This window comes from Micromonospora sp. NPDC004704, assembly GCF_053601675.1.
Genome location: NZ_JBSGCD010000046.1, coordinates 1 through 24,534, shown reverse-complemented (window position 1 = coordinate 24,534; position 24,534 = coordinate 1). Strand labels below are relative to the sequence as shown.

Below are 24,534 nucleotides of genomic sequence, written 5' to 3'. Positions count from 1 at the left end.
CCGGCCGCCCGGATCTCCCCCCGGGCGGCCCCGTCCCCCGCCGGACCGCCCTGGTCACACGCCGGACAGCCGCCGGGGCGACGGCCGGAGATAGACCGCCCAGGTGACGACAACGCAGAGCGCGTAGCAGACGATGAAACTGACATAGGCGGCATCGGCCGTCCGGTAGGTCAGGAACGACTGCCGGAAGGCGATGTTGACCAGCACTCCCCCGAAGGCGCCGACCGCACCGGCGATCCCGATCAGGGCGCCGGCCAGCCGTACCGCCCGCCGGGCCGCGTCCACCGACACCTCGGCCAGGGCGCCGGCATCGATCCGGGCCCGGGCCCGGAAGATCGCCGGGATCATCTTGTACGTGGAGCCGTTGCCGATGCCGGAGAAGACGAACAGGGCAATGAAGCCGACCAGGTACAGCGGCAGTGAACCCCGCCCGGAGGCATAGAGCACCACACCGGCGCCGAGCGCCATCAACACGAAGTTCCAGCAGGTCACCCGCGCCCCGCCCCACCGGTCGGCGAGGTACCCGCCCAGCGGCCGGATCAGCGAACCGACCAGTGGCCCCAGGAAGGTGAGGTACGCCGCGTCCAGCGGGGTGGCGAACCGGTCACCGAACTGCACCTGGAGCACCTGCCCGAAGGCGAACCCGAACCCGATGAACGAGCCGAATGTCCCGATATAGAGGAAGGACATGATCCAGGTGTGCGGATCCCGGGCCACCTCCCGCATCGCGCCCCGCTCGCTCGGCGTACCGGCCGACCCGTCGCGTCCGGTGGCCGCCGGCGAGAGGTTGTCCATGTACCGCGCGGCGAGCAGCGCGGCCAGCACGATCAGCGGCAGGTAGACCGCCGGGACCAACCGGGGGTACGCCGCACCGGCGGTCGCCAGGACCAGCAGGCCGACCAACTGCACCGCCGGTACGCCGAGATTGCCGCCCCCCGCGTTCAGGCCGAGCGCCCACCCCTTGTGCCGGTCGGGGTAGAACAGGTTGATGTTCGCCATCGACGAGGCGAAGTTGCCGCCGCCGACCCCGGCCAGACAGGCGAGGATCATGAGCGTTCCGTAGGAGACTCCCGGCTCGATCAGGATCGTCATCGGGATAGTCGGCAGGAGCAGCAGGGCGGCGCTGATCACGGTCCAGTTCCTGCCCCCGAAGACCCCGACCGCGAAGGTGTACGGCAGCCGCAGCACCGCCCCGAGCGCCGTCGGTACGGCGGTGAGCAGGAACTTGCCGGCCGGGTCGATGCCGTACTCGGGGCCGAGGAAGAGCACCAGCACCGACCAGAGACTCCAGACGGAGAAGCCGATGTGCTCGGAGAAGACGGAGAAGGCGAGGTTGCGCCGGGCGACGGCCGCGCCGGTGAGCCGCCAGAACGTCGGGTCCTCCGGCCGCCAGTCGTCGATCCGGTGCCGCCGGCCGGGTGCGGTCCGGCGAGGGGTCGCCGGTGCCGGCCTACCTGCGGGAGCGGGTGCGATCGGGGGAACCTCTGCGGGGTCCGCCGTGGTGGGGGCTGTGCTCACGGGCCGGCTCCTTCTCGTCGGGGACGAGCCGAAAGCTAGGCGCGATCAGTTTCCGTACGGTTCGCGTCCCGCGTCCACCCCGCAACCAACCCCGCACCACCCCCACCCCCCACCCGTGAGAACCCCCGAAACGCTCGCCACAGGGGTGGCGCCTCTTGTAGAGAAAGAGGGCCTTTCGCGCCCCCGATAACCACTCTTTCTCTACAAGTGCGGGCGCAGCGGGGCGGCGGGGCGGGGCGGGCACAGTGGGGCGGCGGGGGTTAGTGGAGCGGGCGGTGGCCGGCGAAGACGGCGAAGCGCCAGGCTTTGAAGAAGCAGTCGACGTCGGTGAAGCCGGCTTCGGTGAGCCAGTCGCACTGGGCGGCCACGGGGGCGGGGCGGTCGTAGGCCATCCGCTGGTGTGCGGCGTCGATCTCGGCCCGGTCCGATCCGAGAGCGGTGATCTGGGCCAGCCAGACCTCGGCGTACCGCCGGTCGAGTTCGGGGGTGGGTCCGGCCACCTGTTCGGCGTTGACGAACACTCCACCAGGTCGGAGGACGTCGTATATCCGTTGGTAGAGCGCGCGTTTGCCGGCGTCGTCGAGGTGGTGGACGGCGAGCGCGGTGACCACCGCGTCGTACCGGGCGGTGGGCAGCGGGTCGGCCAGGTCGGCCACCTCGACCGTGTGCGGGACCCCCTGGGCGGTCAGGTGCCGGGCGGCGATCTCCAGCATCGCCGGTGCGGCGTCGACCAGGGTGATCCGGGCACCGGGCACGGCCGCGCCGACCAGTGACGAGAGCAGTCCGGTGCCGGCTCCGAGGTCGAGAACCTCCGGTGTACGCCCCTCCGCGAGGGCGGTACGCAGCACCGGCGCCGACACCTCGACGGCGGTGCCGTAGAAGTCGTCAAAGCACGGCACGAGCCGGCGTCTGGCCTGGTCATAGGTGCCGGCGGCGGCTTCGAACAGGTGCACCACGCTCATCCGGGTCTCCCAAAATGTAAGACAGTTTTCCCATATTATAGACCCGATCGACTAACCCTCTGCCCACACGCACTGTGAGCGCCTCTTAGCAGGCACGAAACAAAAGGGACCCGGCCGCGAAACCACCCCCGTCCACGCTTCGGACATGACGGACCTTGCGCGGGACGGGACGTATTCCGGTGCGCCACCACCGGGCGTCACCATGTCGGCACCGGACGTCGACACGCACTGCCCGTACTGCGCCCTGCAATGCGGGATGACACTTCGCGCCACACCGCAACGGGTCGAGGTCCGGTCCCGGCAGTTCCCGACCAACCGTGGCGGCCTGTGCCAGAAGGGCTGGACCGCGGCCGAACTGCTCGACCACCCCGACCGGCTGACCACCCCACTCGTACGCGACCCGCACACCGCGCAACTGCGCCCGGCCACCTGGGACGAGGCGCTGGACCGGGTCGCCCGCACCATCGCCGGTCTGCAGACCGCGTACGGCCCCGACTCGATCGCCGTGTTCGGCGGCGGCGGGCTGACCAACGAGAAGGCGTACGCGCTGGGCAAGTTCGCCCGGGTGGCCCTGCGTACCCGGAACATCGACTACAACGGCCGGTTCTGCATGTCCTCGGCCGCGGCGGCCGGCAACCGCGCCTTCGGCATCGACCGGGGGCTGCCGTTTCCGCTGGCCGACCTGGCCGGGGCGGACACCCTGCTGCTGGTCGGCGCGAACGTGGCCGAGACCATGCCACCGCTGGTGCGCTACCTGGTCGAGCAGAAGGCCCGCGGCGGCAACCTGATCGTGATCGACCCCCGGGTGACCGCCACCGCCCGCCAGGCCACCCTGCACCTGCAACCGATGCCGGGTACGGATCTCGCGGTGGCCAACGCCCTGCTGCACATCGCCGTCACCGAGGGGTGGGTCGACCGGGACTACGTCGAGACCCGCACCGCCGGCTTCGACGCCGTACGCCGCAGCGTCGCCGGTTACTGGCCGGCGCAGGTCGAGCGGCTCTCCGGCGTACCGGTGGCGGACCTGGAGACGGCGGCCCGCGCGCTCGGCACCGCCGGCACCGCGATCATCCTGACCGCCCGGGGCGCCGAGCAGCACGCCAAGGGCGTCGACACGGTCACCGCCTTCATCAACCTCGCCCTCGCCCTCGGGCTGCCCGGCCGGCCCGGTTCCGGGTACGGGTGCCTCACCGGGCAGGGCAACGGCCAGGGCGGTCGTGAGCACGGGCAGAAGGCCGACCAGTTGCCGGGCTACCGGCGGATCGACGATCCGGCCGCCCGCGCCCACGTGGCCGGCGTCTGGGGCGTGCACCCGGACGACCTGCCCGGTCCCGGTCTGTCCGCCTACGAACTGCTCGACTCGATCGGCTCACCGACCGGTCCCCGGGCCCTGCTGGTCTTCGGCTCCAATCCGGTCGTCTCCGCACCCCGGGCCGGGCGGATCCAGCGCCGGCTGGCCGACCTCGACCTGTTGGTGGTCGCCGACTTCGTCCTCTCCGAGACCGCGGCCATGGCCGACGTGGTCCTGCCGACCGCGCAGTGGGCGGAGGAGGACGGGACGATGACCAATCTGGAGGGTCGGATCCTCCGGCGACGGGCCCTGCGCCCACCGCCCGCCGGAGTCCGCACCGACCTGTCCGTCATCGCCGAACTGGCCCGCCGTCTGGTGGGCGACGGGGTGGCCGGCAACGGGACGACCGGCGGCCGGACGACCGGCAGCGCGACGGACGGCAACGGGACGACCGGCAACGGGACGACCGGCGGCGGTGCCGGGTCGAGCTTTCCGGAGGATCCGCGCCTGGTCTTCGACGAGCTGCGGCGGGCCTCGGCCGGCGGGATCGCCGACTACGCAGGCGTCACCTGGGACCGGATCGACGCCGAGGACGGGGTCTTCTGGCCCTGCCCGGCGGAGGACCGGCCGGGCATCCCCCGACTGTTCGCGGAAACCTTTCCCACCCCGGACGGCCGGGCCCGGTTCCTGCCGGTCGAGCACCGGCCGGCGGCCGAGGAGGTCTGCCCGGAATATCCGCTCTACCTGACCACCGGGCGGGTGCTCGCCCAGTACCAGTCCGGTGCCCAGACCCGCCGGATCGGACCGCTTCGTACGGCGGCGCCGAACGCGTTCCTCGAACTCCATCCGGACCTGGCCAGCCGGCTCGGGGTGGCCGACGGGGACGAGGTGACGGTCCACAGCAGACGCGGTGAGATGCGGGCACCGGCCCGGCTCAGCGACACCATCCGCGCCGACACCGTCTTCGCCCCCTTCCACTGGGGCGGGGCCTCGCGGGCCAACTCGCTCACCAACGACGCCCTCGACCCGACCTCGAAGATGCCCGAGTTCAAAGTCTGCGCGGTCCGGGTGGAGCGGGCATGACCGGCCGGGTGGTCATCGTCGGCTACGGCATGGCCGGATCCCGGCTGGCGAGCGAACTGCGGGCCCGCGACGGGGACCGGAAGATCGTGGTGCTGGGTGCCGAACCGCACCGGGCGTACAACCGGATCATGCTGTCGAACCTGCTCGCGGGCAAGATCGACGAGACGCAGGTGGAGCTGACCGAGGCCGCCGGACACGGCGTCGACATCCGCCCCGGAGTCACCGTCACCGCCGTCGACCCGGTAGCCGCGACGGTCACCACCGACCGGGGCGACACCGTCGAGTACGACCACCTCGTGCTCGCCACCGGCAGCCGGGCCATCGTGCCGCCGCTGCCCGGACTCGTACCTGATCCGGATCGGCTGCCGGAGCGGGTGGTCGCCTTCCGTACCCTGGACGACTGCCGGCGGATCCTCGCCGCCGCCGGCGCGCGGACCGCCCTGGTCCTCGGCGGCGGCCTGCTCGGCCTGGAAGCAGCCCGTGGGCTGGCGTCGCGCGGGCTCGACGTACGCGTGGTCCACCCGGTCGGGCACCTGATGAACCGCCAACTCGACCCGGCCGCCGGAGCGGTGCTGGCCCGGACCCTGGCCGGGCTCGGCGTCATCAGCCACCTCGACGCCGCCGCCACCGCCGTGCACGTCGACGCGGACCGGGTCACCCTCGAACTCCCCGCCGGCCACCGGCTGACCGCCGACCTGCTGGTCCTGGCCTGCGGCGTACGGCCGGAGACCGGGCTGGCCCGATCCGCCGGCCTGACCGTCGAGCGGGGTGTCGTGGTCGACGACCGGCTGGCCACCAGCGACCCGCGGATCTTCGCGATCGGCGACTGCGCACAGCACGATGGGCAGCTCACCGGGCTGGTCGCGCCCGCCTGGGCACAGGCCCGGGTGCTGGCCGGAGTGCTGAGCGGCGACCGGGCCGGCGACCGTTACCGGCCGCAGGCACCGGTGACCCGGCTCAAGGCGGCCGGGATCGACCTCGCGGCCATGGGTGACCTGGGCCCGGTCGACGGGTCCGAGCCGGCGGTCGAGGAGCTGAGCTTCACCGACCCGGCCCGGGGCACGTACGCCCGGCTCCGGATCGTGCGCGAACGGCTCACCGGAGCGATCATGCTCGGCGACAATCCCGCCGTCGGGACGGTCATCCAGCTCTTCGACCGGGGCACCCCGGTGCCGAGCGACCGCCGCGCGCTGCTGCTCGGCCGCGCCGTCGGCGACCGGTCCGGCACTCCGGTCGAGTCCCCCGCGCTGATGCCGGACGCCGCCACCGTCTGCCAGTGCAACACCGTCCCCAAGGGCGCCCTGGTGCGCTGCTGGCGCGCGGGCGCCCGGTCGGTCGCCGAGGTGGTCACCGCGACCCGAGCCACCACCGGCTGCGGGAGCTGCCGCGACGCCGTCGAGGGAATCGTCCACTGGTTGTCCACAGCCGACTCCGCGGAGGTGTCCGGATGAACCGCAACAAGCTCGTCGTGGTCGGCAACGGCATGGTCGGCCAACGCTTCGTCGAAGCACTGCGCACCCGTGACACCGGCGCCCGCTGGCAGGTCACCGTACTCGGCGAGGAGAGCCGACCGGCGTACGACCGGGTCCGGCTCTCGGCGTACCTGGACGGGGTGAGCGCCGAGGAGCTGAGCCTGCACACCCCGGACGACGGCGTCGAGCACCGGCTGGACGAACCCGTGCTCGGCATCGACCGGGACCGGCGGCTGGTACGCACCGCCACCGGCGAGTACCCGTACGACGCCCTGGTGCTGGCGACCGGCTCGTACCCGTTCGTGCCGCCGATCGACGGCGCCGCCGGTCCGGACAACACCGCCGGGCTGCGGGCCGGGGTCTTCGTCTACCGCACCCTGGACGACCTGGACGCGATCCGGGACTACTCGTTAGGCCGGCGGACCGGGACGGTGATCGGTGGCGGCCTGCTCGGCCTAGAGGCGGCCAACGCGCTGCGCCTGCTCGGACTCGACACCCACCTGGTGGAGTTCGCCCCCCGGCTGATGCCGGTCCAGGTCGACGAGGCCGGTGGCGCGATGCTCCGCCGCTACGTCGAGGACCTCGGCGTCGTCCTGCACCTCGGCACGGCCACCACCGCGATGCGACCGGGACCGGACGGCGCGGTGACCGGACTCGTCCTCGGCGACGGCAACACCGTCGCCACCGACCTGGTGGTGGTCGCCGCCGGCATCCGCCCCCGCGACGAGCTGGCCCGGGCCGCCGGACTGGCCCTCGGTCCCAGGGGCGGTGTCGAGGTCGACGAGACCTGCCGGACCGGCGACGAACGGATCTGGGCGATCGGCGAGTGCGCCGCGCTCGGCGGCACCTGCTACGGCCTGGTCGCGCCCGGTTACGCGATGGCCGAGGTGGTCGCCGACCGGCTGCTCGGCGGTACCGCGACCTTCCCCGGCGCCGACACCGCCACCAAGCTCAAACTGCTCGGGGTGGACGTCGCCTCGTTCGGTGACGCCCACGGCACCACCCCCGGCAGTCTGGACGTGACCTGGACCGACCCGGCCACCCGCAGCTACGCCAAGCTGGTCCTCTCCGACGACGCCAAAACACTGCTCGGCGGGGTGCTGGTCGGCGACGCGTCCGCGTACCCGACCCTGCGGGCCAGCGTCGGCGGCCCACTGCCCGGTCCCCCGCTGACCCTGCTCGCCCCGGCGGGCGAGGGCGGCGGTGCGGGTGCCGGGATCGCCGCGCTGCCCGGTGGCGCGCAGGTCTGCTCCTGCAACGCGGTGACCAAGGACCAGATCGTCGCCGCGATCGCGGACGGCTGCACCGACGTACCGGACCTGAAGGCGTGCACCCGGGCCGGCACGAGCTGCGGTTCCTGCGTACCGATGCTCAAGCAACTGCTCGCCGTCTCCGGGGTACGGCTGTCCAAGGCGATCTGCGAGCACTTCGACCAGAGCCGGCAGGAACTGTTCGACCTGGTCCGGGTACGCGGGATCCGCACGTTCTCCCAGCTCGTCGCCGAGTACGGGCGCGGCCGGGGCTGCGACATCTGCAAACCGGTGGTCGCCTCGATCCTCGCCTCGCTCGGCAACGGGTACGTGCTCGACGGTGAGCAGGCCGCGCTCCAGGACACCAACGACCACTTCCTGGCCAACATCCAGCGGGACGGGACGTACTCGGTCGTGCCCCGGATCCCCGGCGGCGAGATCACCCCGGAGAAGCTGATCGTCATCGGCGAGGTGGCCCGCGACTTCAACCTCTACACGAAGATCACCGGCGGTCAGCGGATCGACCTCTTCGGGGCGAGGGTCGAGCAGTTGCCCCGGATCTGGCGGCGGCTGGTCGACGCCGGGTTCGAGTCCGGTCACGCGTACGGCAAGGCTCTGCGTACGGTCAAGTCCTGCGTCGGCTCCACCTGGTGCCGGTACGGCGTACAGGACTCCGTCGGCCTGGCGATCGCCCTGGAGCTGCGCTACCGGGGGCTGCGCGCACCGCACAAGCTCAAGTCGGCGGTCTCCGGGTGCGCCCGCGAGTGCGCCGAAGCGCGGAGCAAGGACTTCGGCATCATCGCCACCGACCAGGGCTGGAACCTCTACCTCGGCGGGAACGGCGGCTTCCGGCCCCGGCACGCCGAACTGTTCGCCACCGACCTGTCCACCGAGGAACTGGTCCGCTACCTCGACCGCTACCTGATGTTCTACATCCGTACGGCCGACCGGTTGCAGCGCACCGCGGGCTGGCTGGAGGCGATGGACGGCGGCCTCGACCACCTCCGGGCGGTCATCGTCGACGACAGTCTCGGGCTCTGCGCGGAGCTCGACGCGGCGATGTCCCGGCACGTCGCCGACTACGCCGACGAGTGGCGGGAAACCCTCGACGACCCGGAACGGCTGCGCCGGTTCACCTCGTTCGTCAACGCGCCGGACACCCCCGACCCGTCGATCAGTTTCACGGTGGAGCGGGGCCAACCGGTCCCGGCGACGACCGAACGCCGGCCGGTCGCCCTCGGCCTGCCGACCACGAACGGCGCCGGCCGACCTACCACGAACGAGGGAGTACGCCGATGAGCCTGGACGGTGCCGCTGGACAGCGGTGGACACCGGTCTGCCCGTACCCACGGGTGGAGCCGGAGCGGGGTGTCGCCGCGCTGGTCGATGACGAGCAGGTGGCCGTCTTCCGGACCCACGACGGGCAGCTCTTCGCGATCGGCAACCGGGACCCGATCGGCGGCGCGTACGTGATGTCGCGCGGCATCGTCGGCAGCCGGGGCGCCACCCCGACCGTCGCCTCCCCCCTGCACAAGCAGGTGTACGACCTCCGCACCGGCCGGTGCCTCGACGACCCCGGGGTGGCGGTGCCGACCTACCGCATCCGCTGCCGGGACAACGTCATCGAGGTCGGCACCCGGCAGGAGCCCTGATGTCCGACGAACTGGCCGGATTCACCATCGGCGTGACCGCCGACCGGCGCCGCGACGAACTCGCCGCACTACTGGAACGCCGGGGCGCCCGGGTGGTGCTCGCACCGGCGCTACGGATCGTCCCACTGGCCGACGACTCCGAGCTGCGCGCCGCCACCCGCGCCTGCCTGGACAACCCGCCCGACGTGGTGATGGCGAACACCGGCATCGGCATGCGGGGCTGGCTGGAGGCCGCCGAGGGCTGGGGGCTGGCCGAACCGCTGCGCTCGGTCCTCTCCGAGGCGTACATCGTCGCCCGTGGGCCGAAGGCGCGGGGCGCGATCCGGGCCGCCGGCCTGCACGACGAGTGGTCGCCGCACTCGGAGAGCTGCGACGAGGTGGTCGACCACCTGCGGGAGCGGGGTGTCGCCGGCCGGGTGGTCGCGATGCAACTGCACGGCGAGCGGCAGCCGGAATGCACCAGCGCCCTGGAGGACGCCGGAGCCACCGTGATCGAGGTACCGGTCTACCGCTGGGCTCCGCCGACCGATCCGGCCCCGCTGCACCGACTGGTCGACCTGATCACCGGGCGGCTGGTCGACGCGGTCACCTTCACCTCAGCCCCGGCCGTCGGGGCGCTGCTGCGCGCGGCCGGCACCGGTGGCGACGCCGTACTGGAGGCGTTCCGTGCGGACGTACTGGCCGCCTGCGTCGGGCCGGTCACCGCCGCACCGCTGCGCCGGCACGGCGTACCGGTGCTCGCCCCGGCCAGGGCCCGCCTCGGCGCCCTGGTCCGCAGCATCGTCGACGAACTTCCCCGACGGGCGGTCAACGTCAAGGTCGCCGGGCACCTGCTCACCCTGCGTGGCCACGCGGCAGTGGTCGACGGTGAACTGCGCCCGCTGGCGCCGGCACCGATGGCGGTGCTCCGGGCACTCGCCGCCACTCCGGGCCGGGTGCTCTCCCGCGCCGACCTGCTGCGTACGCTTCCGCGCGGGGCCGACGAACACGCGGTGGAGATGGCCGTGGCCCGGCTCCGGGCCGCCCTGCGTACGCCGGGCGTGGTGCAGACCGTCGTCAAGCGCGGCTACCGGCTACCGGTCGACTGATCAATTTTTCCGTTCGGCGGAATCGACCGTCGAACGCTCTTTCCCCATGGCCGTAGGACCATGGGGAATGGTCGCGCGTGAATGCGGCGACCGGAATTGCCGGCGGGCGCGCTGACGGAAGCCCCGTCGACGCGACGTTGGTTCCTCCGAGCCCGGAGGATCCCCGCCCGGGAGCCGGAGCAGCCGCCGCCGACCGGGGTTCCGTCCGGTCGACCGACCGCACGGCCCCCGGCCGGCTGGTGAACCGAGGGTCAGCCGACCGGGGTGGGAAAACCCCGGCCGTGCTGCGCCTGCAGGGTCGCCATCGCGTGCTCCACGACGGTCACCAGCACCTGCTTGACCGAATCCCGGTGCCGGGCGTCGGTCATCACCAGCGGTACGTGCGGGGCGATGGCCAGGGCCTCCCGCACCTCCTCCGGCGCGTACTGCGGTGCTCCGTCGAAACGGTTCAACGCAACCACGTATGGCAGTTGCCGGTTTTCGAAATAGTCGAGCGGGGCGAACGCGTCCGTGATCCGCCGGGTGTCGACCAGCACGGCCGCACCCACCGCACCCCGGATGATCTCGTCCCACATGAACCAGAACCGGGTCTGCCCCGGCGTCCCGAACAAATAGAGAATCAGGTCCTGGGCCATGGTGATACGACCGAAGTCCATGGCGACCGTGGTGGTCTCCTTGCCCGGCACCTTCGACGGATCGTCGATGCCGACACCGGCCGCTGTCATCACCGCCTCGGTGGTCAGCGGAGTGATCTCCGAGACCGCGCCGACAAGCGTCGTCTTGCCCACCCCGAAGCCGCCCGCAACCACAATCTTCGCGGAGGTGATCCCCCGGTTGCGGCGTGCCCCGACGGGGTCATAGCCTGCGAAGTCCACTTAGCACCCTCTCAAGCAGTTCCATCCGCTCCTCGTACGCTTCCGGGGGAGCGGCAGTGTGCAGCGTCAGCAAGCTGTCCGCCACCATGTCGGCGACCAGCACTCGGGCGACACCCAACGGAAGCCGGGTGTACGCGGCGATCTCCGCCAGCGACTGCGCCCGGCCCTCGCAGACAGTGGCGATGCGGTGCTTGTCGTGCCCGGCGAACCGGGACTCCGCAACCGCCGCCGGAGTCGCCGTGAGTACCGCCTCAAGGGCGATGTCCTGGCGAGGTTCGGTACGGCCGCGGGTGACCGCGTACGGCCGAACCAACGCACCTCGCGGGTCCTCACGGCGCGGGGGGTAGTCCATCCTGCGGTCACCTCCTTTCGATCAGGTCGCGGCACCACCGACATCCGTCCTTGGGCAAAACCGTGCTAGGGGCGGGCGACCGCCTCACGCGGCAACGGCACCAGCGCGGCACCCACCCGTTCGACCAGGAGCGCCATCTCGTAGCCCACCTGGCCGACATCGCAACTCCGGGCAGCCAGTACGGCCATCGACGACCCGTCACTGATCGACATGAGGAACAGGTAACCGCTGTCCATCTCGATGACGGTCTGCAGCACTCCGCCGGCACTGAACATCCGGGAAGCACCGTCGGTCAGACTGACCACACCGGAGGTGATCGCGGCGAGCTGGTCGGCGCGGTCCTGCGGCAGGTCGCGTGAGGAGGCGAGGAGCAGCCCGTCGGCCGAGACGGCCACCACGTGCGCGATCCCCGCCACGCTGTCGGCGAAGTTGCTGAGCAGCCAACCCATGTCCTGCATCGCTGCTGGCCTGTTCATCGGCTCGTCTCCTTGGTTGATGTCGTGCCGTTCTGCTCACTGCCGGCCGTACGGCCGCGTTGCACACCGCGGTGATAGGCGGACAGCAGTCCCCGTACCTCGTCCGGAGTTCGACGGCTCGGTGCCTGACCGGGCTTGGTCTCGACGCCGCCGGGCACGAGTTGTGCCTGCGGCACCCGCTTGGGCAGACCCGAGCGGGTGGTACCCGACGCGGCCGGCTCGGCCGCCCGGGTGGCCCGGGCCCAGCCCTCGTCCGCAGCCGTCCGCCAGGCCTCCGTACCGGTGCCTGCCGGCGGGGAGACCGGTGCGGCCACCGGTGCGGCGACCGGCGCCGCCACCGGTTCCGGTGCCCGGACCGGCGCGGCCGGTACGGCCGGCGCCTGCGGCGGGGTGTAACCGGTCGACGTGGTCTGGCCGGGAGTACGGGCCGGCAGGGTGGCCCGGCCCCGGGCGGCGACGCTCTCCGCCAGGCTGGCCCGTTGCGCGGCCGGCTCGGCCGCTCGTGGTGCCGGGACGGTGCGGGGAGCGGGAGGTGTCTGGTAACCCCCCGGCGGAACGTTGAAGATGGCCGTCGAATCCTGTCCGTGGGAACGGAACCAGACCGCTTCCATCTCCCGGAAGATCGGCGCCTCGCCCGGCTGTTCCGGTGCCCGGGGTGCGGGCGCCGGAGCGACCGGCGGTGCCGGCGGTGGTGTGGGGGTCATACCGGCCACCGGTCCGGACGGCAGTCCGGCCGACGGTGCCGCCGTCGGAGCGGCCGGCGCGGGGGTGGGAGCCACCCCGGCACCGACGGTGCGCTGCGGCAGCGAACGAACCGTCGGGTAGGCCATCGTCGGCGTGCCCGCGTAGCTGTCGACCGGCGCGGTCAGGGTGGGGTGCGTGGCGGGCGGGGGCGGGGTGACCAGTGGATGCGCGGCCGTCGGCTGCGCGGCCAACTGGTGGGTCACCGGCGCGGCGGTGGCGCCGACCGGCGTCGTGGTGTCCCGTACGTCGGCGGTCTGCCACTGCATCGGCTGCGGCTGTACCGGCGGGGTGGTACGCCACTGGTCGGTCAGGGTGGCGGCGGAGGTACGGCCGGCACCGACCGGCGTCATCGGTTCCGACCAGCTCGGACCGGCCGGCAGCGCGGCCGCCGGACCCGGCTCGACCGCGAGCGGCTGCCGGGGCCGGGTGGCCAGTGGCTCGCGACCGCGCAACTGCGGCAGCACCACGGTCTCGCTGGGCAGGGTGACCTGGGCCACCGTGCCGCCCTCGACGTTGCGGCGCAGTTCCACCCGGATGCCGTACCGGGAGGCGAGCCGGCTCACCACGGCCAGACCCATCAGTCGGAACGCGGCCACGTCCACGGTCGGCGGAGCCGCCAACCGACGGTTGAGCGCGTCGAGCTGTTCCTCGCTCAGGCCCAGGCCACGGTCCTCGACCTGGATCAGTACGTAGTCACGGATCCGCCGGGCGTCGGCGACCACGACCGTGTTCGGCGAGGAGAACCGGGTCGCGTTGTCGAGCAGTTCGGCGACCAGGCGGACGACGTCGTTGACGGCGTGCGCGGCCACCGAGATGTCGGTGTCGACCGTGCCGAACTCGATCCGGTTGTAGGCCTCGACCTCGGACTGGGCTGCCCGCAGCGCGTCGACCAGCAGAGCGTCGTCGCGGCGCGGGGCGGTGGAGTCCGCACCGGCGAGGACCAGCAGGTTCTCGTCGTTGCGGCGCATTCGGGTGGCCAGGTGGTCCAGCTCGAAGAGCTGGGCCAACCGCTTCGGGTCCTCCTCGCCGCGCTCGATCATGTCGAGCTCGCCGATCATGCGGTCGACCAGCGCCTGGCTTCGACGGGCCAGGTTGAGGAACATCGCGGAGACGCTGGTCCGCAGGGCGGCCTGCTCGGCCGCGACCCGGACCGCTTCCCGGTGTACGACGTTGAAGGCGAGCGCGACCTGGCCGATCTCGTCCTTGTTGTTCAGTCGGATCGGGTCCCGGACCTGGCGGACGATCTCCTCCACGCCGCCGTCGCCGATGCTGCCGACGTTCTGCAGCCGGGCGACCGCGTCCGGGAGGTCGTGGTTGGCCACCGACAGAGCGCCCTCACGCAACCGGCGTAGCGAGGCGTTCAGTGACCGGGCCAGGATGACGGCGAGCGCGATGGCGACGATCAGCGTGATCAACACCACGATCGACTCGATCACGGCCTGCTGGATCACGTCCGACTGGGCCTGGTCGGCCTGGGCGAGCAACTCGACCTCGAGCTGGACTTCCGCCCACCGCATCAGGTCGATGACCGCGCCGATCGCCTCCGAGGTGCTCCTGGCGAAGGCGGCGTTGGTCGGCTGCCCGACCGCACGGGCGACGTCGGAGGCGGCCCGTTCGGCCAGCGTCACAGCGTCACCGCTGTAGGTCTTGTCCACCAGTTCGTTCTGGCTCGCCGAGGCGGCCAGTTCGAACGAGGCCAGGGCCTCCTGCTGGCTGGTCTGGGTGGCCACGAACGAGGAGTACTGCTCCTCGTCGAGCCGGGCCGACCGCAGCGCGGTGAAGCCCACCGCCTGTTCCTCGGCGGCGCCCGCCTTGGCTCGGGCGAACGCGGCGACGGCACGGAGGCTGTCCGCCACCCGGCCCTCACCGGAGAGTTCACCGAGGGTTTCGCCGTAGTCGCCGAGGTCGGTGAGGATCACGCCGTAGCGCAGCACCGCCTCGACAACCAGCATCTGCTTGCGGTCGAGAACCTCCTGGCGGGTGTTGTTCAGGGTCGCCAGGTGGTCGTCGATCTTCTCGATCCGGCTCTGCATCGATTCGGGCACGTTGCCGATCGAGTTGCGCTCGTCGCCGTACGCGGTGATCCGCTCGTCCGTACGCCGGACAGCCAGGTTGTACGTGTCCGCGTTCGCGGCCGGATCGGCGAGGTAGGTGGCCGCGGCCATCCGTTCCTTGTGCAGATCCTGGGTGAGCGCCGACACGTCGATCGAGAGCGCGGTCAAGGACCGGATCATGTTCGCGTCGTAGGCGGTCTGCCCGACGTCGACCAACCGGACCGTGGCCAGCGCGAGAACCGCTGCCACCGGCACCACCAGGATGAGCGCCAGTTTGGACCGAATCCTGGTGTCCCGAAGTCGGGGCAGCCAGCGGCGCCGTGCCCCGTGCTCCGGCGGGCCGTTTTCGGGCAGGGTCGTAGGTCCGGTGCTCACGACATCGCCTCCGTCGTTTCTCCCACGCGTGGCCACCCCTCCGGTGCCTGCTGCCACGGATGGGGCCGCACGCGGCACGGCCGCGATTTCATCAGAAGCAGGCCGATTTGGGAAGCGGCGGTGCGGCAGGAATCGGTCGGACGGGACTGAACCACTACTCTGCTCACCGAAACCCTTCTATTCACGTGCCCCTGAACTGGGCAAATATCGTCAGAGTGGTCGTACGCTTCTGGAAAGTTAACGCCTGCAAACACCGGTCGCCGCCAGCATGTGGGATCGGCGTCCCGAATGTAGGATCGCCGTCCTGAAACATGCTCGACTACGCCCGCTTGACCCGGGCGCTCGCCATTGGCAAGGTTTTCCAGGTTCGAAGGCTTCGCGCACACCGTACGACAGACCACCCCCGTCTCTCTACTGAGGACGGAATTCGTCGCCGGTGACCGGGCACCCCGCCCTAGCCGCGCACATGGAGGACTGAGTTGACGCCCATCCGCTCCGCGACACTCACGGTGCTCGCCTCGGCCATTCTGGCCACGTCGCTCACCGGCTGCCAGTTCAGCAGCGAACAGCAGGACACCGGCGAGATCGTCGTCCGCGCCGACCTGGAACTTTCCGGTGCGTCGGCGCCGGTCGGCGAGGCGTACAAGCGCGCCCTGGAACTCAAGGTCGAGCAGATCAACGAGTCTGGTGTACTCGGTGGCCGGACGCTCTCCCTGACGGTCAAGGACAACCGCTCCGACCCGAACGAATCGCTGCGCAACATCGGTGAGTTCGCCGCCGATCCCAAGGTCAGCGCCATCATCATGGGCAGCTGCGACGCGTGTGCGGTCGCCGCGGCAAAGCCCATCAACGAGAAGAAGATCCCGACCATCGCCCTGGCCGCGGCGAACAACGTGGCCACCCCGGTCGCCGACCGACGCTATGTGTTCAAACTGGCACCGAACGCGGCCGACAGCGCTTCCGCCCTGGTCTCCGAACTGAAGCTCCGGCCGGCAATCAAAAAGGTCGGTGTGCTCTACACCGATGACGCGTACGGCCGTGACGGGCAGAGCGCGCTGGCGTACGAACTGGGCAAGACAAAGCTGAAGACCGCCCCACCCCAGCCGATCAAACCGACCGACACCGACTTCACCGGCCCGGTCACCGCGATGATCGAAGCTGAGGCAGACGCGATCATCGTATGGACCAACGCCGAACAATCGGTCCTGGCCGCCACCCAGGCACGGGCGGACAATTACCAGGGCCAGCTCTTCTTCGACGCCGGTGCGGCCGGTGACCTGTTCCTGGAAGGCGCGGGCGGGCAGGCCGCGGAGAACACCACAATGGTGTTCAGCCAGACCATGGTGATCGACGACGTCATCGCGACGACGCCCGCAAAGGCGGCCCGCAAGCAGTGGTTCCGGGACTACACCGCCCGGTTCGGCGGCTACTACGGCAGCTCCTCGTTCGCCGCCGACGCGCTGCAACTCATCACCGACGCGGCCGTCCGTGCCGGGAGCACCAGCGAGAGCGTCAACCGCGACGGGCTGCGCGACGTGCTGGAGACCTCCCAGATCGACGGTCTGAGCGGCCCGATCCGGATGACTCCGGACAACCACTCCGGCCTCATGCCGCAGGCCCTGAGCATGCTCGTGGCGCGCGGCGGTCGCTGGCGTCTGGCGAGCTGACCCGCAGCACCACCGTACGGCGCTACGGCGGCCACGTACCGGCCCGGAAGGGTTGGTACGTGGCCGCCGTCGTCGGCACCGACGGCGGAACCCGGTCGAGCCGGGATCCGCCGTGACGTCGGTGGCACCGCGAGGCAGACCTGCCGGCGGCACGAAGCTCACCGGGCCGAGGTGGTCTCCCGTACCCACGGCAACGTCAGGTACTCGATCAGGACCAGGGCGTAGTAGAGCACGATGCTCATGATGCCGATCAGCAGGATCGCCACCCACGCGGTGGCACTGTCACCCTGGCCGCCGAACTGGATGATCTGCGTACCCAGGCCCTTGCCCGCACCGGCCTGGAACTCGCCGATCACCGCGCCGATCGCGGCCAGCGGCATGGCGACCTTCAGCCCGACGAAGATCTGCGGCAGCGCGGCCGGCATCCGTACCTTGCGGAACGCCTGCAGCCGCGAGGCGTTCAGGGAACGGGCCAGCTCGACCAGGTCGGACGGGGTGGCGGTCAGCCCGGCCGTCGTGGCGAGGACGATCGGGAAGAAGCAGAGCAGGAACACCATGATCAGAATCGGCTGCTGTCCCCAGCCGAAGGCGAAGACCAGCAGCGGCGCGATCGTCACCTTCGGGATCGCGTTGATGCCGACCAGCAGCGGGGAGAACATCCGCTCCAGGGTCTGCGAGGCGGCCAGCGCGAGCCCGATCAGGATCCCGGCCACGGTCGAGATCAGGAAGCCGATCAGGGTCTCCAGGGTGGTCTCCAGCAGCCCCTCGAACAGCAGGCTCGGCTTGGCGGTGAACGCGTCCAGCACCTCGACCGGCGGCGGCAGCACCGCCGGGTGAACCAGCGAGAACACGTCCGTGGAGAGCCACCACACGGCGACCGTGACCACGATCCCGACCACCGGCCAGATGGCCACCCGCGCCACCGACCCACCGACCCGACGCTCCCGGCTCACGGCCGTGGGCACCCTGGGTCGAACCTCGGTCAACTCGGCCATTTCTTGGTCTCACACTCCTCATTCGGTCCGGCGGTCGGCCGGCTCCTCATTCGGTCCGGCCACCGGCCGGCGCTACGTAGGGTCCGGCCATCACCGGCGCTACGTCCGGTCCGGCTGTCGCCGGCCCTACCTCCGATCCGGCTGTCGCCGGAACGAAAGCGGGGGGTACACCCGCCGGTGTGACCGGCGGGTGTACCCCCCGTGACGCTGGAACGATCAGGCCTTCGGCGTCAGGTTGACGTCGATGAGCTGCTCGGGGGTCAGACCCGGCGGGATCGCGCCGGCACCCTGCAGGATCGCGATGCTCCGGGCGACCCGGTCGATGTCGATCGTGCCAACCGCGGCACCCGTACCGGCGGAACGGACGAACGCGGCCATCAGCTCGCACTCGGCGGCAGCCGGCGCGGCGAGGGCGGTCGGCACGTTCTTGTTCAGGATCTCGCCGGCCTCCTTGGGGTTGTCGATGCTCGCGACGAGCCCCTTGATCAGCGCGGCGGTGAAGCGCTTGACCTTGTCCGGGTCCTCCTTGGCGATCTTGGTCGAGGTGACCAGAACGTTGCCGTAGAGGTCGGTCATCACGTCGCTGTACGGCAGCACGACGGCCTTCTTGCCCTTCGCCGCCGCCTCGACGGTGGGCTTGCCCACCACGAACTGACCGATGCCCTGCGCCGCGCCACCGGCCAGCAGACCGATCAGGCCCGCCGGGTCACCGTCGCGCCAAGTGACCTTGGTCGCGTCGACGCCGGCCAGCTTGGCGTACGTCGGGAACAGGTTGCGCACGACGGAGCTGGGGCTGTCGACGAGCGTCTTGCCCTCGAGATCCTTCGGGGTGGTGATGTTGTTGCCGTCGAGCGTAATGATCGCGGCCATGGTGCGCTGCTGGATGCCCGCGACCACGGTGACGTCCTTGGCCTCGGCGCTACCGGTGCCCCGCGCCTGCAGGATGCCGGTGAGGTCGAGCGGGGTGAACATCGCGGTGCCGGTGGCGACCGCCTTGAGGTTGTTCAGGGTGCCGCTGCCCGGCTTGATGTCGACGTCGAACCCGGCCTCCTTGAAGTAGCCCTTGTCCTTGGCGACGTACGCGTACGCGTCCCGACCGAAGTTGGCGAACGAGGTCAGGTACGTGACCTTCTCCAGCGTCTTGGTGTCACCGCCACCGCTGGCTGCGTCGGAACCGTCCGAACCGCTGCAGCCGGTCGCGATGGCCAATGTGCTGGCCAGGGCAGCGATGGCGAGCGTACGGGTGAGCCTGTTCATGAACACCATTTCCTTTCGACCGGCGGCTTTCGACCGTCCGGAGGGGGCCGTTTGGGGCGGAGCGGCTCGGGGCCGGGGGGTGGGCGCCGTGCCGTGGTTAAGGAAACTTCGCGGGCACAGCGTACGAGAACCCCACCTTTGCCCCGCCAGGCGTGTCATGTTGCGGAACGGAAACAAACTGGTATCGCCCCCCGGGGTGTCCGTTCGCCGACAATCCGGATAACCTGTCCGGGCTGTTGACCTGCCTACGTTGGATGGGGAGCCTGCCGGATGATCCGACTCGCGGGGGTGTCCCGTACCTTCACCGGGCGATCGGGCACCGTGGAAGCGTTGCGCGGCATCGACTTGGACGTCGCCGAGGGCGAATTTGTCGCAATTCTCGGACGCTCCGGGTGCGGAAAGTCCACTTTGCTCCGACTTATCGCCGGCTTGCTGCCGACAACCGAGGGCGAAATCACCGTCGCGGGCGAACGGGTCACCAAAACCCGGCGCGACATCGCCATGCTCTTCCAGCGCCCCGCCCTACTGCCGTGGCGGACGGTGCTCGACAACGTACTTCTGCCGGTCGAGATCTTCGGTTGGCGCCGCGCGAGCCACCGGGCCCGCGCCATGGAACTGCTGGAAATGGCCGGTCTGGGCGGCTTCGAGAAGCGGCTGCCACACGAACTCTCCGGCGGGATGCAGCAACGGGTATCGCTCTGCCGATCACTGGTCGGCAATCCGCGGGTGATGCTGATGGACGAGCCGTTCTCCGCCCTCGACGCCCTCACCCGCGAGGAGCTGTCGGTGGAGTTGCAGCGGGTGCACATGGAGAACGCCGCCACCATCGTCTTCGTCACCCACTCGATCGACGAGGCCGTACTGCTGGCCGACCGGGTGGTCGTGCTGAGTCCCCGCCCCGGCCGTATCCGCAAGGTGGTCGACATCAACATTCCCCGGCCGCGCACCCTGGGCCGCAACGCCCACCTCGAAGAGGTGGCCCGTTGCAGTGCCGATCTGCACGAACTACTGATGGAGCGCGATTCCCCGGCTGGCGCCGGGGCGAGAGGTCGATAACGTGCGAGTTTCCATCTTCACCGAGCCGCATCGCGGCGCCACCTACGACGACCAACTCCGGATGGTCCGACTCGCCGAGGACGGCGGGTTCGAGGGCTGGCTGCGCGCCGACCACTACCAGTCGATGGGCGCCGACCCCGGACTGCCCGGCCCCACCGACGCCTGGATCACCCTGGCCGGTCTCGCCCGGGAAACCTCCCGGATCAGGCTCGGCACCCTCGTCACCTCGTCCACGTTCCGGCTGCCCGGGCCGCTCGCGGTGATCGTCGCCCAGGTCGACCAGATGAGCGGCGGCCGGGTCGACCTCGGCATCGGCGCCGGCTGGTACGAGCGGGAACACCTCTCGTACGGCATCCCGTTCCCGCCGGTCGGCGAACGGTTCAGCCGCCTGGCCGAACAGCTCGCCGTGGTGACCGGCCTGTGGCGTACGCCGCTCGACGAACGGTTCAACCACCAGGGCGAGTACTACCAGCTCGTCGACGCACCCGCCCTGCCCAAGCCGATCCAGGTCCCCGGCCCGCCGATCATCGTCGGCGGCAAGGGCCTGAAGCGCACCCCGGCACTGGCCGCCCGGTACGCGCACGAGTTCAACATGCCGTTCAAGTCGGTCAAGGAGACGGCCGAGGCGTACGAGCGGGTGCTCAACGCCTGCGACAAGGTGGACCGGGCAGCGAACGGGCTGGACCCGCTGGTGCTCTCCACCGGCATCGTCGTGGCGATCGGCCGGAACGAGGCCGAGGCCCAGCGCCGGGCGGCACCGCTGCACGAGAAGAGCGCACTCCCGCCGGAGGACCCGGTAATCGGCTCGCCGGCCCAGCTGGTCGAGCGGATCGGGGAGTTCGCCGAGATCGGTGCAGGCAGGGTGCACCTGCGGCTGACCGACCTCACCGACCTCGACCACCTGGAACTCATCGCCGCCGAGGTGCTGCCGCAGGTGGGCGGCACCCGATGACGAGGCAGCCGAAGTAAGACCCGACGCGCTGGCGTCAGGGTGGCGATCCAACCCGACGGGCCGTAACCTGCCCCGCATGGCCTTTCGGACCTGGGGCAGGGTGCTGCTCGTCGCCCTCGGCGTCGGCGTACTAGCCGGAGCGGGCCAGCTCGGCTTCGCGTACGGCTTCGGGATCGTGCGCTTCGCCCGTACCTTCGACACGACCGCGGCCAGTCAGTGGACCGCCCAGCTCGCCTGGGTGAGTTGGTTCACAATGGTGGCCGCGGTCGTCGGTGCGGTGATCGCGGATCGACTGGCCCGGCGGTACGACTACCACCCCACCCTCGGCACCCGGCTCGCACTCGCCGGCGCCGCCGCGCTCGGTGCCGGCGCCGTGGCGCCGCTGTCCATGCAACCGGCGCGAGCCGCGCAGGTCGCGTCGGTGGACCCGGTACTCGCCGCCGGCCTGGTCGCCGGCCTCGGCGCGCTGGTCGGGTTCGCGGCGGCGGTGGCGGCACTGCACCAGTCGCCGGTGAGCTGGAACGTCGCCGTCATCACCGCCGGCATCTGGGTGTTGGCACTGATCTCGGTGATGCCGTCGCTCGGCCCGACCGACCCGCTACCCGCCGTACGACTCGGAGTACCCGACCCGGCCTGGCTGAGCGCCGGCAGTACGCAGCGGCTGGCGGTCGTGACGATGCCGGCGCTGGCGCTGGTGGCCGGGGCCCTCACCGGCGTCCTGGCCCGGCTCCGGGGCCACTCGACGGTGGTGGTCGCCAGTACCGGGGCGGTCGGTCCGGCGATGCTCGCCCTGTCCTACCTCGCTGCCGGACCGGGTGACTCGGCCGACAAGTACCAGGCCGCGCCGTACTGGGGTGCGCTGATCGCGGTCGCGGCCGGTGCGCTCGGTTCGGTGCTCGCCGCCGTGATGCGCTGGCCGCTGACCTCGGAGACGGCAACAGCGACCCCGCTGCAACCGACCGAGATCCTCCAGCGGGTACGCACCCCGGAGCCCGTGGCGGAGAGCCCGACCGAGACCTGGACCAGCCGCTCGACGGACCAGTGGACCGACCGGCCCACCGAGCCCCGCCCGGACCACCTCTCCACCGACTCCGCGGCGGGCGACCCGACGCGGCCGTGGAACAGCGACCTCTCCACCGCCTCGGCGGCGGGCGGCTCGACCCAGACGTGGAAGGACGACCTCTCCACCGACTCGTCCGCAGGCGGCTCGACGCAGACGTGGAAGGACCACCCGACCGAGCTGTGGTCCAGCGCCCGGTCCGGCGACACGTCCTCCGACCAGGTGTCCGAGCCCACCATCCCGAGTCCGCGCCGGTCACGCGAGACCGATTACCCGCGACACAGCAGCCCCGCCACCGCCTTCCTCGCCCCCACCTCGGCCGACTACGCCGCGAGCAAGGCGGAGCCGTTGTACAAGCCGGAGCCGGTGGACGAGTCAGAGCTGATGTACAAGCCGGAGCCGGTGAACGAGCCCGAACCAGCCAGCAAACCGGCATCGCCAACCAGGTTCGAAACGACCATCCGGTCGGAATCCACGGACCCTGGCGATTCCGACCTTTTGCCATCTCCTGCCGCCTCGGCGACCCCTGCGCCGCCGATCCCGGCAGCACCGACAGCCGCGACGCAGTTCCCGTCGTCGGTAACCCCCGCACCGTCGTTCCGACCCTCGGCCGCGGCCTCCCCCTCGCTGCCACCGCCGCTCACGCCCGCCCCACCGGCGGCAGCACCGCCGGCAGCGACAACGATTCCAGCAGCTCCGACGTCCGGCGCCGGAAGCCGGGCGACCGCAGATCCGGTCCGCCCGGTGAGCCCCGCGGCAGTCACGCCTCTCCCGGCCCCGGCACCCGTGCCGGCCCCGCGCTCGCCGGCATCGGACGCGTTGCTGTCACCCACCCCGGACTCGCTACTGTCGCCCACCTCGGACCCGCTCGGGACGCCGAAGCCCGACCCACTCGGAACACCGAAGTCCGACCCGCTCGGGTCGCCGAAATCGGACCCTCTCGGGACGACACCCGAGCCGCCGAGCCGCCGACCTGAGCCCGAATGGGCCGATCCGACGCTCGCCACCATGTCCACCGCCGACTTCTGGCCGTCCTCGGCTGATCGGCACAAGCCGTTCGAGGAACGTACCGACAGCGGCTGGGACGCCTTCGCCGCCGCAGGCCGGACGGAAACCCCCGCTCCCGCTCCGGAACCCACCGGTCGTTCCAGCCGCGACACCGCTCACGACCAGGACCTTCCGCGTACGGAGAGCCGTCAGCCCGTCGCCCCGCCCGAACCGCTCTTCAAGGCTCCCGAACCGGTGGCCACCAGCAAGCCGTACGTGGCCCCCGAGCCGATAGCCACCAGCAAGCCCTACGCTGCTCCCGAGCCGGTCACGGCCAACGACCCGTCGACGCCCCCCGAACCGGTACGGAAGACCCCCTTCCGACTCGGCGGATCGACATCGCAACCGACACCAGCGGCCACCACCTCCCCCAGCGTCTCCCCCACCACCAGCTTCCCCAGCACTTCCCCCACCACCAGCTTCCCCAGCACTTCCCCCGCCACCAGCTTCCCCAGCTTTTCTCCCGCCACCAGCTTCCCCAGCTTTTCTCCCGCCACCAGCTTCCCCAGCTTTTCTCCCACCGTCACCTCTCCCAGCGCCTCCTCCTCCACCACCCGCCCCGAACCCACCGAGCCGTCACCGGATCGCACCCCACCGGGCACCGGCACCGACCTGGGCGCGACCAAGTCGCCACTCCCGTGGGACAACAACCCAACCGAGCGACAGTCCGAGAAGAAGGCCGAGCAAGAGGCCGAAGAGAAGGCCGTGAAGGCCGAGCAACCGGCCGAAGAGAAGGCTGGGCAGACGGCCGGAGGAAAAACCGAGCAGAAGGCGGCCCGCCCCCGTCGCGGCCTGTTCCGCCGCAACCGGTCATCCGAGTCCAAGCCCGACTCCGAGTCGACCGCCGGCACCGACACCGGTGGCACCGCACCGGAACCGCCGGCACAACGCGGCCGTGGCCGCGCCGAACGCCCGGTGTCCGCCACCGACGAGGAGTACGTCGACTGGGTCAGCGGCCTGGGTGCCCCCTCCCCCGCCGAACCGCCCTCCCCCGACACCCCCCGCCGCACCCTCCGCTCCTCCGGCCGCCACCACGCCGACTAACCCTCACAACCCCGTTGATCCCTCACAAACCCCGTTGATCATGAAGTTAGCGACGCGATCCGCTCGGATTACGTCGCTAACTTCATGATCAACCACAGCATCCCCGCCCGACCGAGCCCGGCCGGTGAGGGGAGGGAGGGCGGAACGGAACGGGGTTGGGCCCGCCGTGACCGGCGAGGGGATCAAGCGTGACGGCCCTCGCCGGGCACGGCGGGCCCGAACCGAATGATCACACGTCTGAAATCCAGACACCACATATGTCAT

At 71.0% G+C, this 24,534-nt stretch carries 17 protein-coding genes; 9 read left to right on the top strand and 8 right to left on the bottom strand.

Features of this window, described 5'->3' with window-relative positions:
* Positions 1-54 precede the first annotated feature (54 nt).
* On the bottom strand, positions 55-1,473 hold the full coding sequence (locus ACWEFB_RS34615; RefSeq protein ID WP_452292297.1) for a nitrate/nitrite transporter: 1,419 nt from the start codon (positions 1,471-1,473) through the stop codon (positions 55-57).
* Between the two features lie 305 nt (positions 1,474-1,778).
* Positions 1,779-2,480 carry a class I SAM-dependent methyltransferase gene (locus ACWEFB_RS34610; RefSeq protein ID WP_452292260.1) on the bottom strand — a complete coding sequence of 234 codons (702 nt, stop codon included), beginning with the start codon at positions 2,478-2,480 and terminating at the stop codon, positions 1,779-1,781.
* Positions 2,481-2,625: 145 nt separating this feature from the next.
* On the opposite strand from ACWEFB_RS34610, the gene ACWEFB_RS34605 reads away from it, so the two are divergent.
* From ACWEFB_RS34605 to ACWEFB_RS34585, 5 genes are read left to right on the top strand one after another with little or no spacing between them, the layout of a single operon-like run.
* Complete coding sequence (locus ACWEFB_RS34605) at positions 2,626-4,854, top strand: molybdopterin oxidoreductase family protein (RefSeq protein WP_452292258.1); 2,229 nt, start codon at positions 2,626-2,628, stop codon at positions 4,852-4,854.
* On the top strand, positions 4,851-6,305 hold the full coding sequence (locus ACWEFB_RS34600) for an FAD-dependent oxidoreductase (RefSeq protein ID WP_452292256.1): 1,455 nt from the start codon (positions 4,851-4,853) through the stop codon (positions 6,303-6,305). The genes ACWEFB_RS34605 and ACWEFB_RS34600 overlap by 4 nt, the downstream gene beginning before the upstream one ends.
* The gene (gene nirB, locus ACWEFB_RS34595) at positions 6,302-8,875 is read left to right on the top strand and encodes a nitrite reductase large subunit NirB (protein WP_452292254.1); all 2,574 of its coding nucleotides are present in this window, start codon (positions 6,302-6,304) and stop codon (positions 8,873-8,875) included. The genes ACWEFB_RS34600 and nirB overlap by 4 nt, the downstream gene beginning before the upstream one ends.
* Positions 8,872-9,228 carry a nitrite reductase small subunit NirD gene (nirD, locus tag ACWEFB_RS34590; RefSeq protein ID WP_326561051.1) on the top strand — a complete coding sequence of 119 codons (357 nt, stop codon included), beginning with the start codon at positions 8,872-8,874 and terminating at the stop codon, positions 9,226-9,228. The genes nirB and nirD overlap by 4 nt, the downstream gene beginning before the upstream one ends.
* On the top strand, positions 9,228-10,316 hold the full coding sequence (locus ACWEFB_RS34585; protein WP_326561052.1) for a uroporphyrinogen-III synthase: 1,089 nt from the start codon (positions 9,228-9,230) through the stop codon (positions 10,314-10,316). The genes nirD and ACWEFB_RS34585 overlap by 1 nt, the downstream gene beginning before the upstream one ends.
* 251 nt (positions 10,317-10,567) lie before the next feature.
* On the opposite strand, the gene ACWEFB_RS34580 is transcribed toward ACWEFB_RS34585, so the two are convergent.
* The 4 genes from ACWEFB_RS34580 to ACWEFB_RS34565 all read right to left on the bottom strand — a co-directional run bounded on the left by ACWEFB_RS34580 (position 10,568) and on the right by ACWEFB_RS34565 (position 15,192).
* Positions 10,568-11,191, bottom strand: a complete 624-nt coding sequence (locus ACWEFB_RS34580; RefSeq protein WP_326561053.1) for a GTP-binding protein — start codon at positions 11,189-11,191, stop codon at positions 10,568-10,570.
* A complete protein-coding gene (locus tag ACWEFB_RS34575; protein WP_326561054.1) occupies positions 11,172-11,543 on the bottom strand; it encodes a DUF742 domain-containing protein in 372 nt (123 codons plus the stop codon). The genes ACWEFB_RS34580 and ACWEFB_RS34575 overlap by 20 nt, the downstream gene beginning before the upstream one ends.
* Positions 11,544-11,608: 65 nt before the next feature.
* On the bottom strand, positions 11,609-12,019 hold the full coding sequence (locus tag ACWEFB_RS34570) for a roadblock/LC7 domain-containing protein (protein WP_326561055.1): 411 nt from the start codon (positions 12,017-12,019) through the stop codon (positions 11,609-11,611).
* Positions 12,016-15,192 (bottom strand): nitrate- and nitrite sensing domain-containing protein, encoded by a 3,177-nt coding sequence (locus ACWEFB_RS34565; RefSeq protein ID WP_452292250.1) that lies wholly within the window; start codon positions 15,190-15,192, stop codon positions 12,016-12,018. The genes ACWEFB_RS34570 and ACWEFB_RS34565 overlap by 4 nt, the downstream gene beginning before the upstream one ends.
* Before the next feature lie 479 nt (positions 15,193-15,671).
* Between ACWEFB_RS34565 and ACWEFB_RS34560 the strand changes: the two genes are divergently transcribed.
* Positions 15,672-16,859 carry an ABC transporter substrate-binding protein gene (locus ACWEFB_RS34560; RefSeq protein ID WP_326561057.1) on the top strand — a complete coding sequence of 396 codons (1,188 nt, stop codon included), beginning with the start codon at positions 15,672-15,674 and terminating at the stop codon, positions 16,857-16,859.
* Between the two features lie 158 nt (positions 16,860-17,017).
* Here ACWEFB_RS34560 and ACWEFB_RS34555 read toward each other — a convergent pair whose 3' ends face one another.
* Both ACWEFB_RS34555 and ACWEFB_RS34550 read right to left on the bottom strand, forming a co-directional pair.
* Entirely contained in the window at positions 17,018-17,845 is an 828-nt protein-coding gene (locus tag ACWEFB_RS34555) for an ABC transporter permease subunit (RefSeq protein ID WP_442792137.1), read from the bottom strand.
* 225 nt (positions 17,846-18,070) lie between these two features.
* Entirely contained in the window at positions 18,071-19,111 is a 1,041-nt protein-coding gene (locus tag ACWEFB_RS34550; protein WP_326561059.1) for an ABC transporter substrate-binding protein, read from the bottom strand.
* 270 nt (positions 19,112-19,381) lie between these two features.
* On the opposite strand from ACWEFB_RS34550, the gene ACWEFB_RS34545 reads away from it, so the two are divergent.
* The 3 genes from ACWEFB_RS34545 (at position 19,382) to ACWEFB_RS34535 (ending at position 24,270) form a co-directional block, all read left to right on the top strand.
* Entirely contained in the window at positions 19,382-20,167 is a 786-nt protein-coding gene (locus ACWEFB_RS34545; protein ID WP_326561060.1) for an ABC transporter ATP-binding protein, read from the top strand.
* A 1-nt stretch (position 20,168) separates the two neighbouring features.
* On the top strand, positions 20,169-21,119 hold the full coding sequence (locus ACWEFB_RS34540; RefSeq protein ID WP_326561061.1) for an LLM class F420-dependent oxidoreductase: 951 nt from the start codon (positions 20,169-20,171) through the stop codon (positions 21,117-21,119).
* A gap of 76 nt (positions 21,120-21,195) precedes the next feature.
* A complete protein-coding gene (locus ACWEFB_RS34535; protein WP_452292247.1) occupies positions 21,196-24,270 on the top strand; it encodes a hypothetical protein in 3,075 nt (1,024 codons plus the stop codon).
* Positions 24,271-24,534 lie beyond the last annotated feature (264 nt).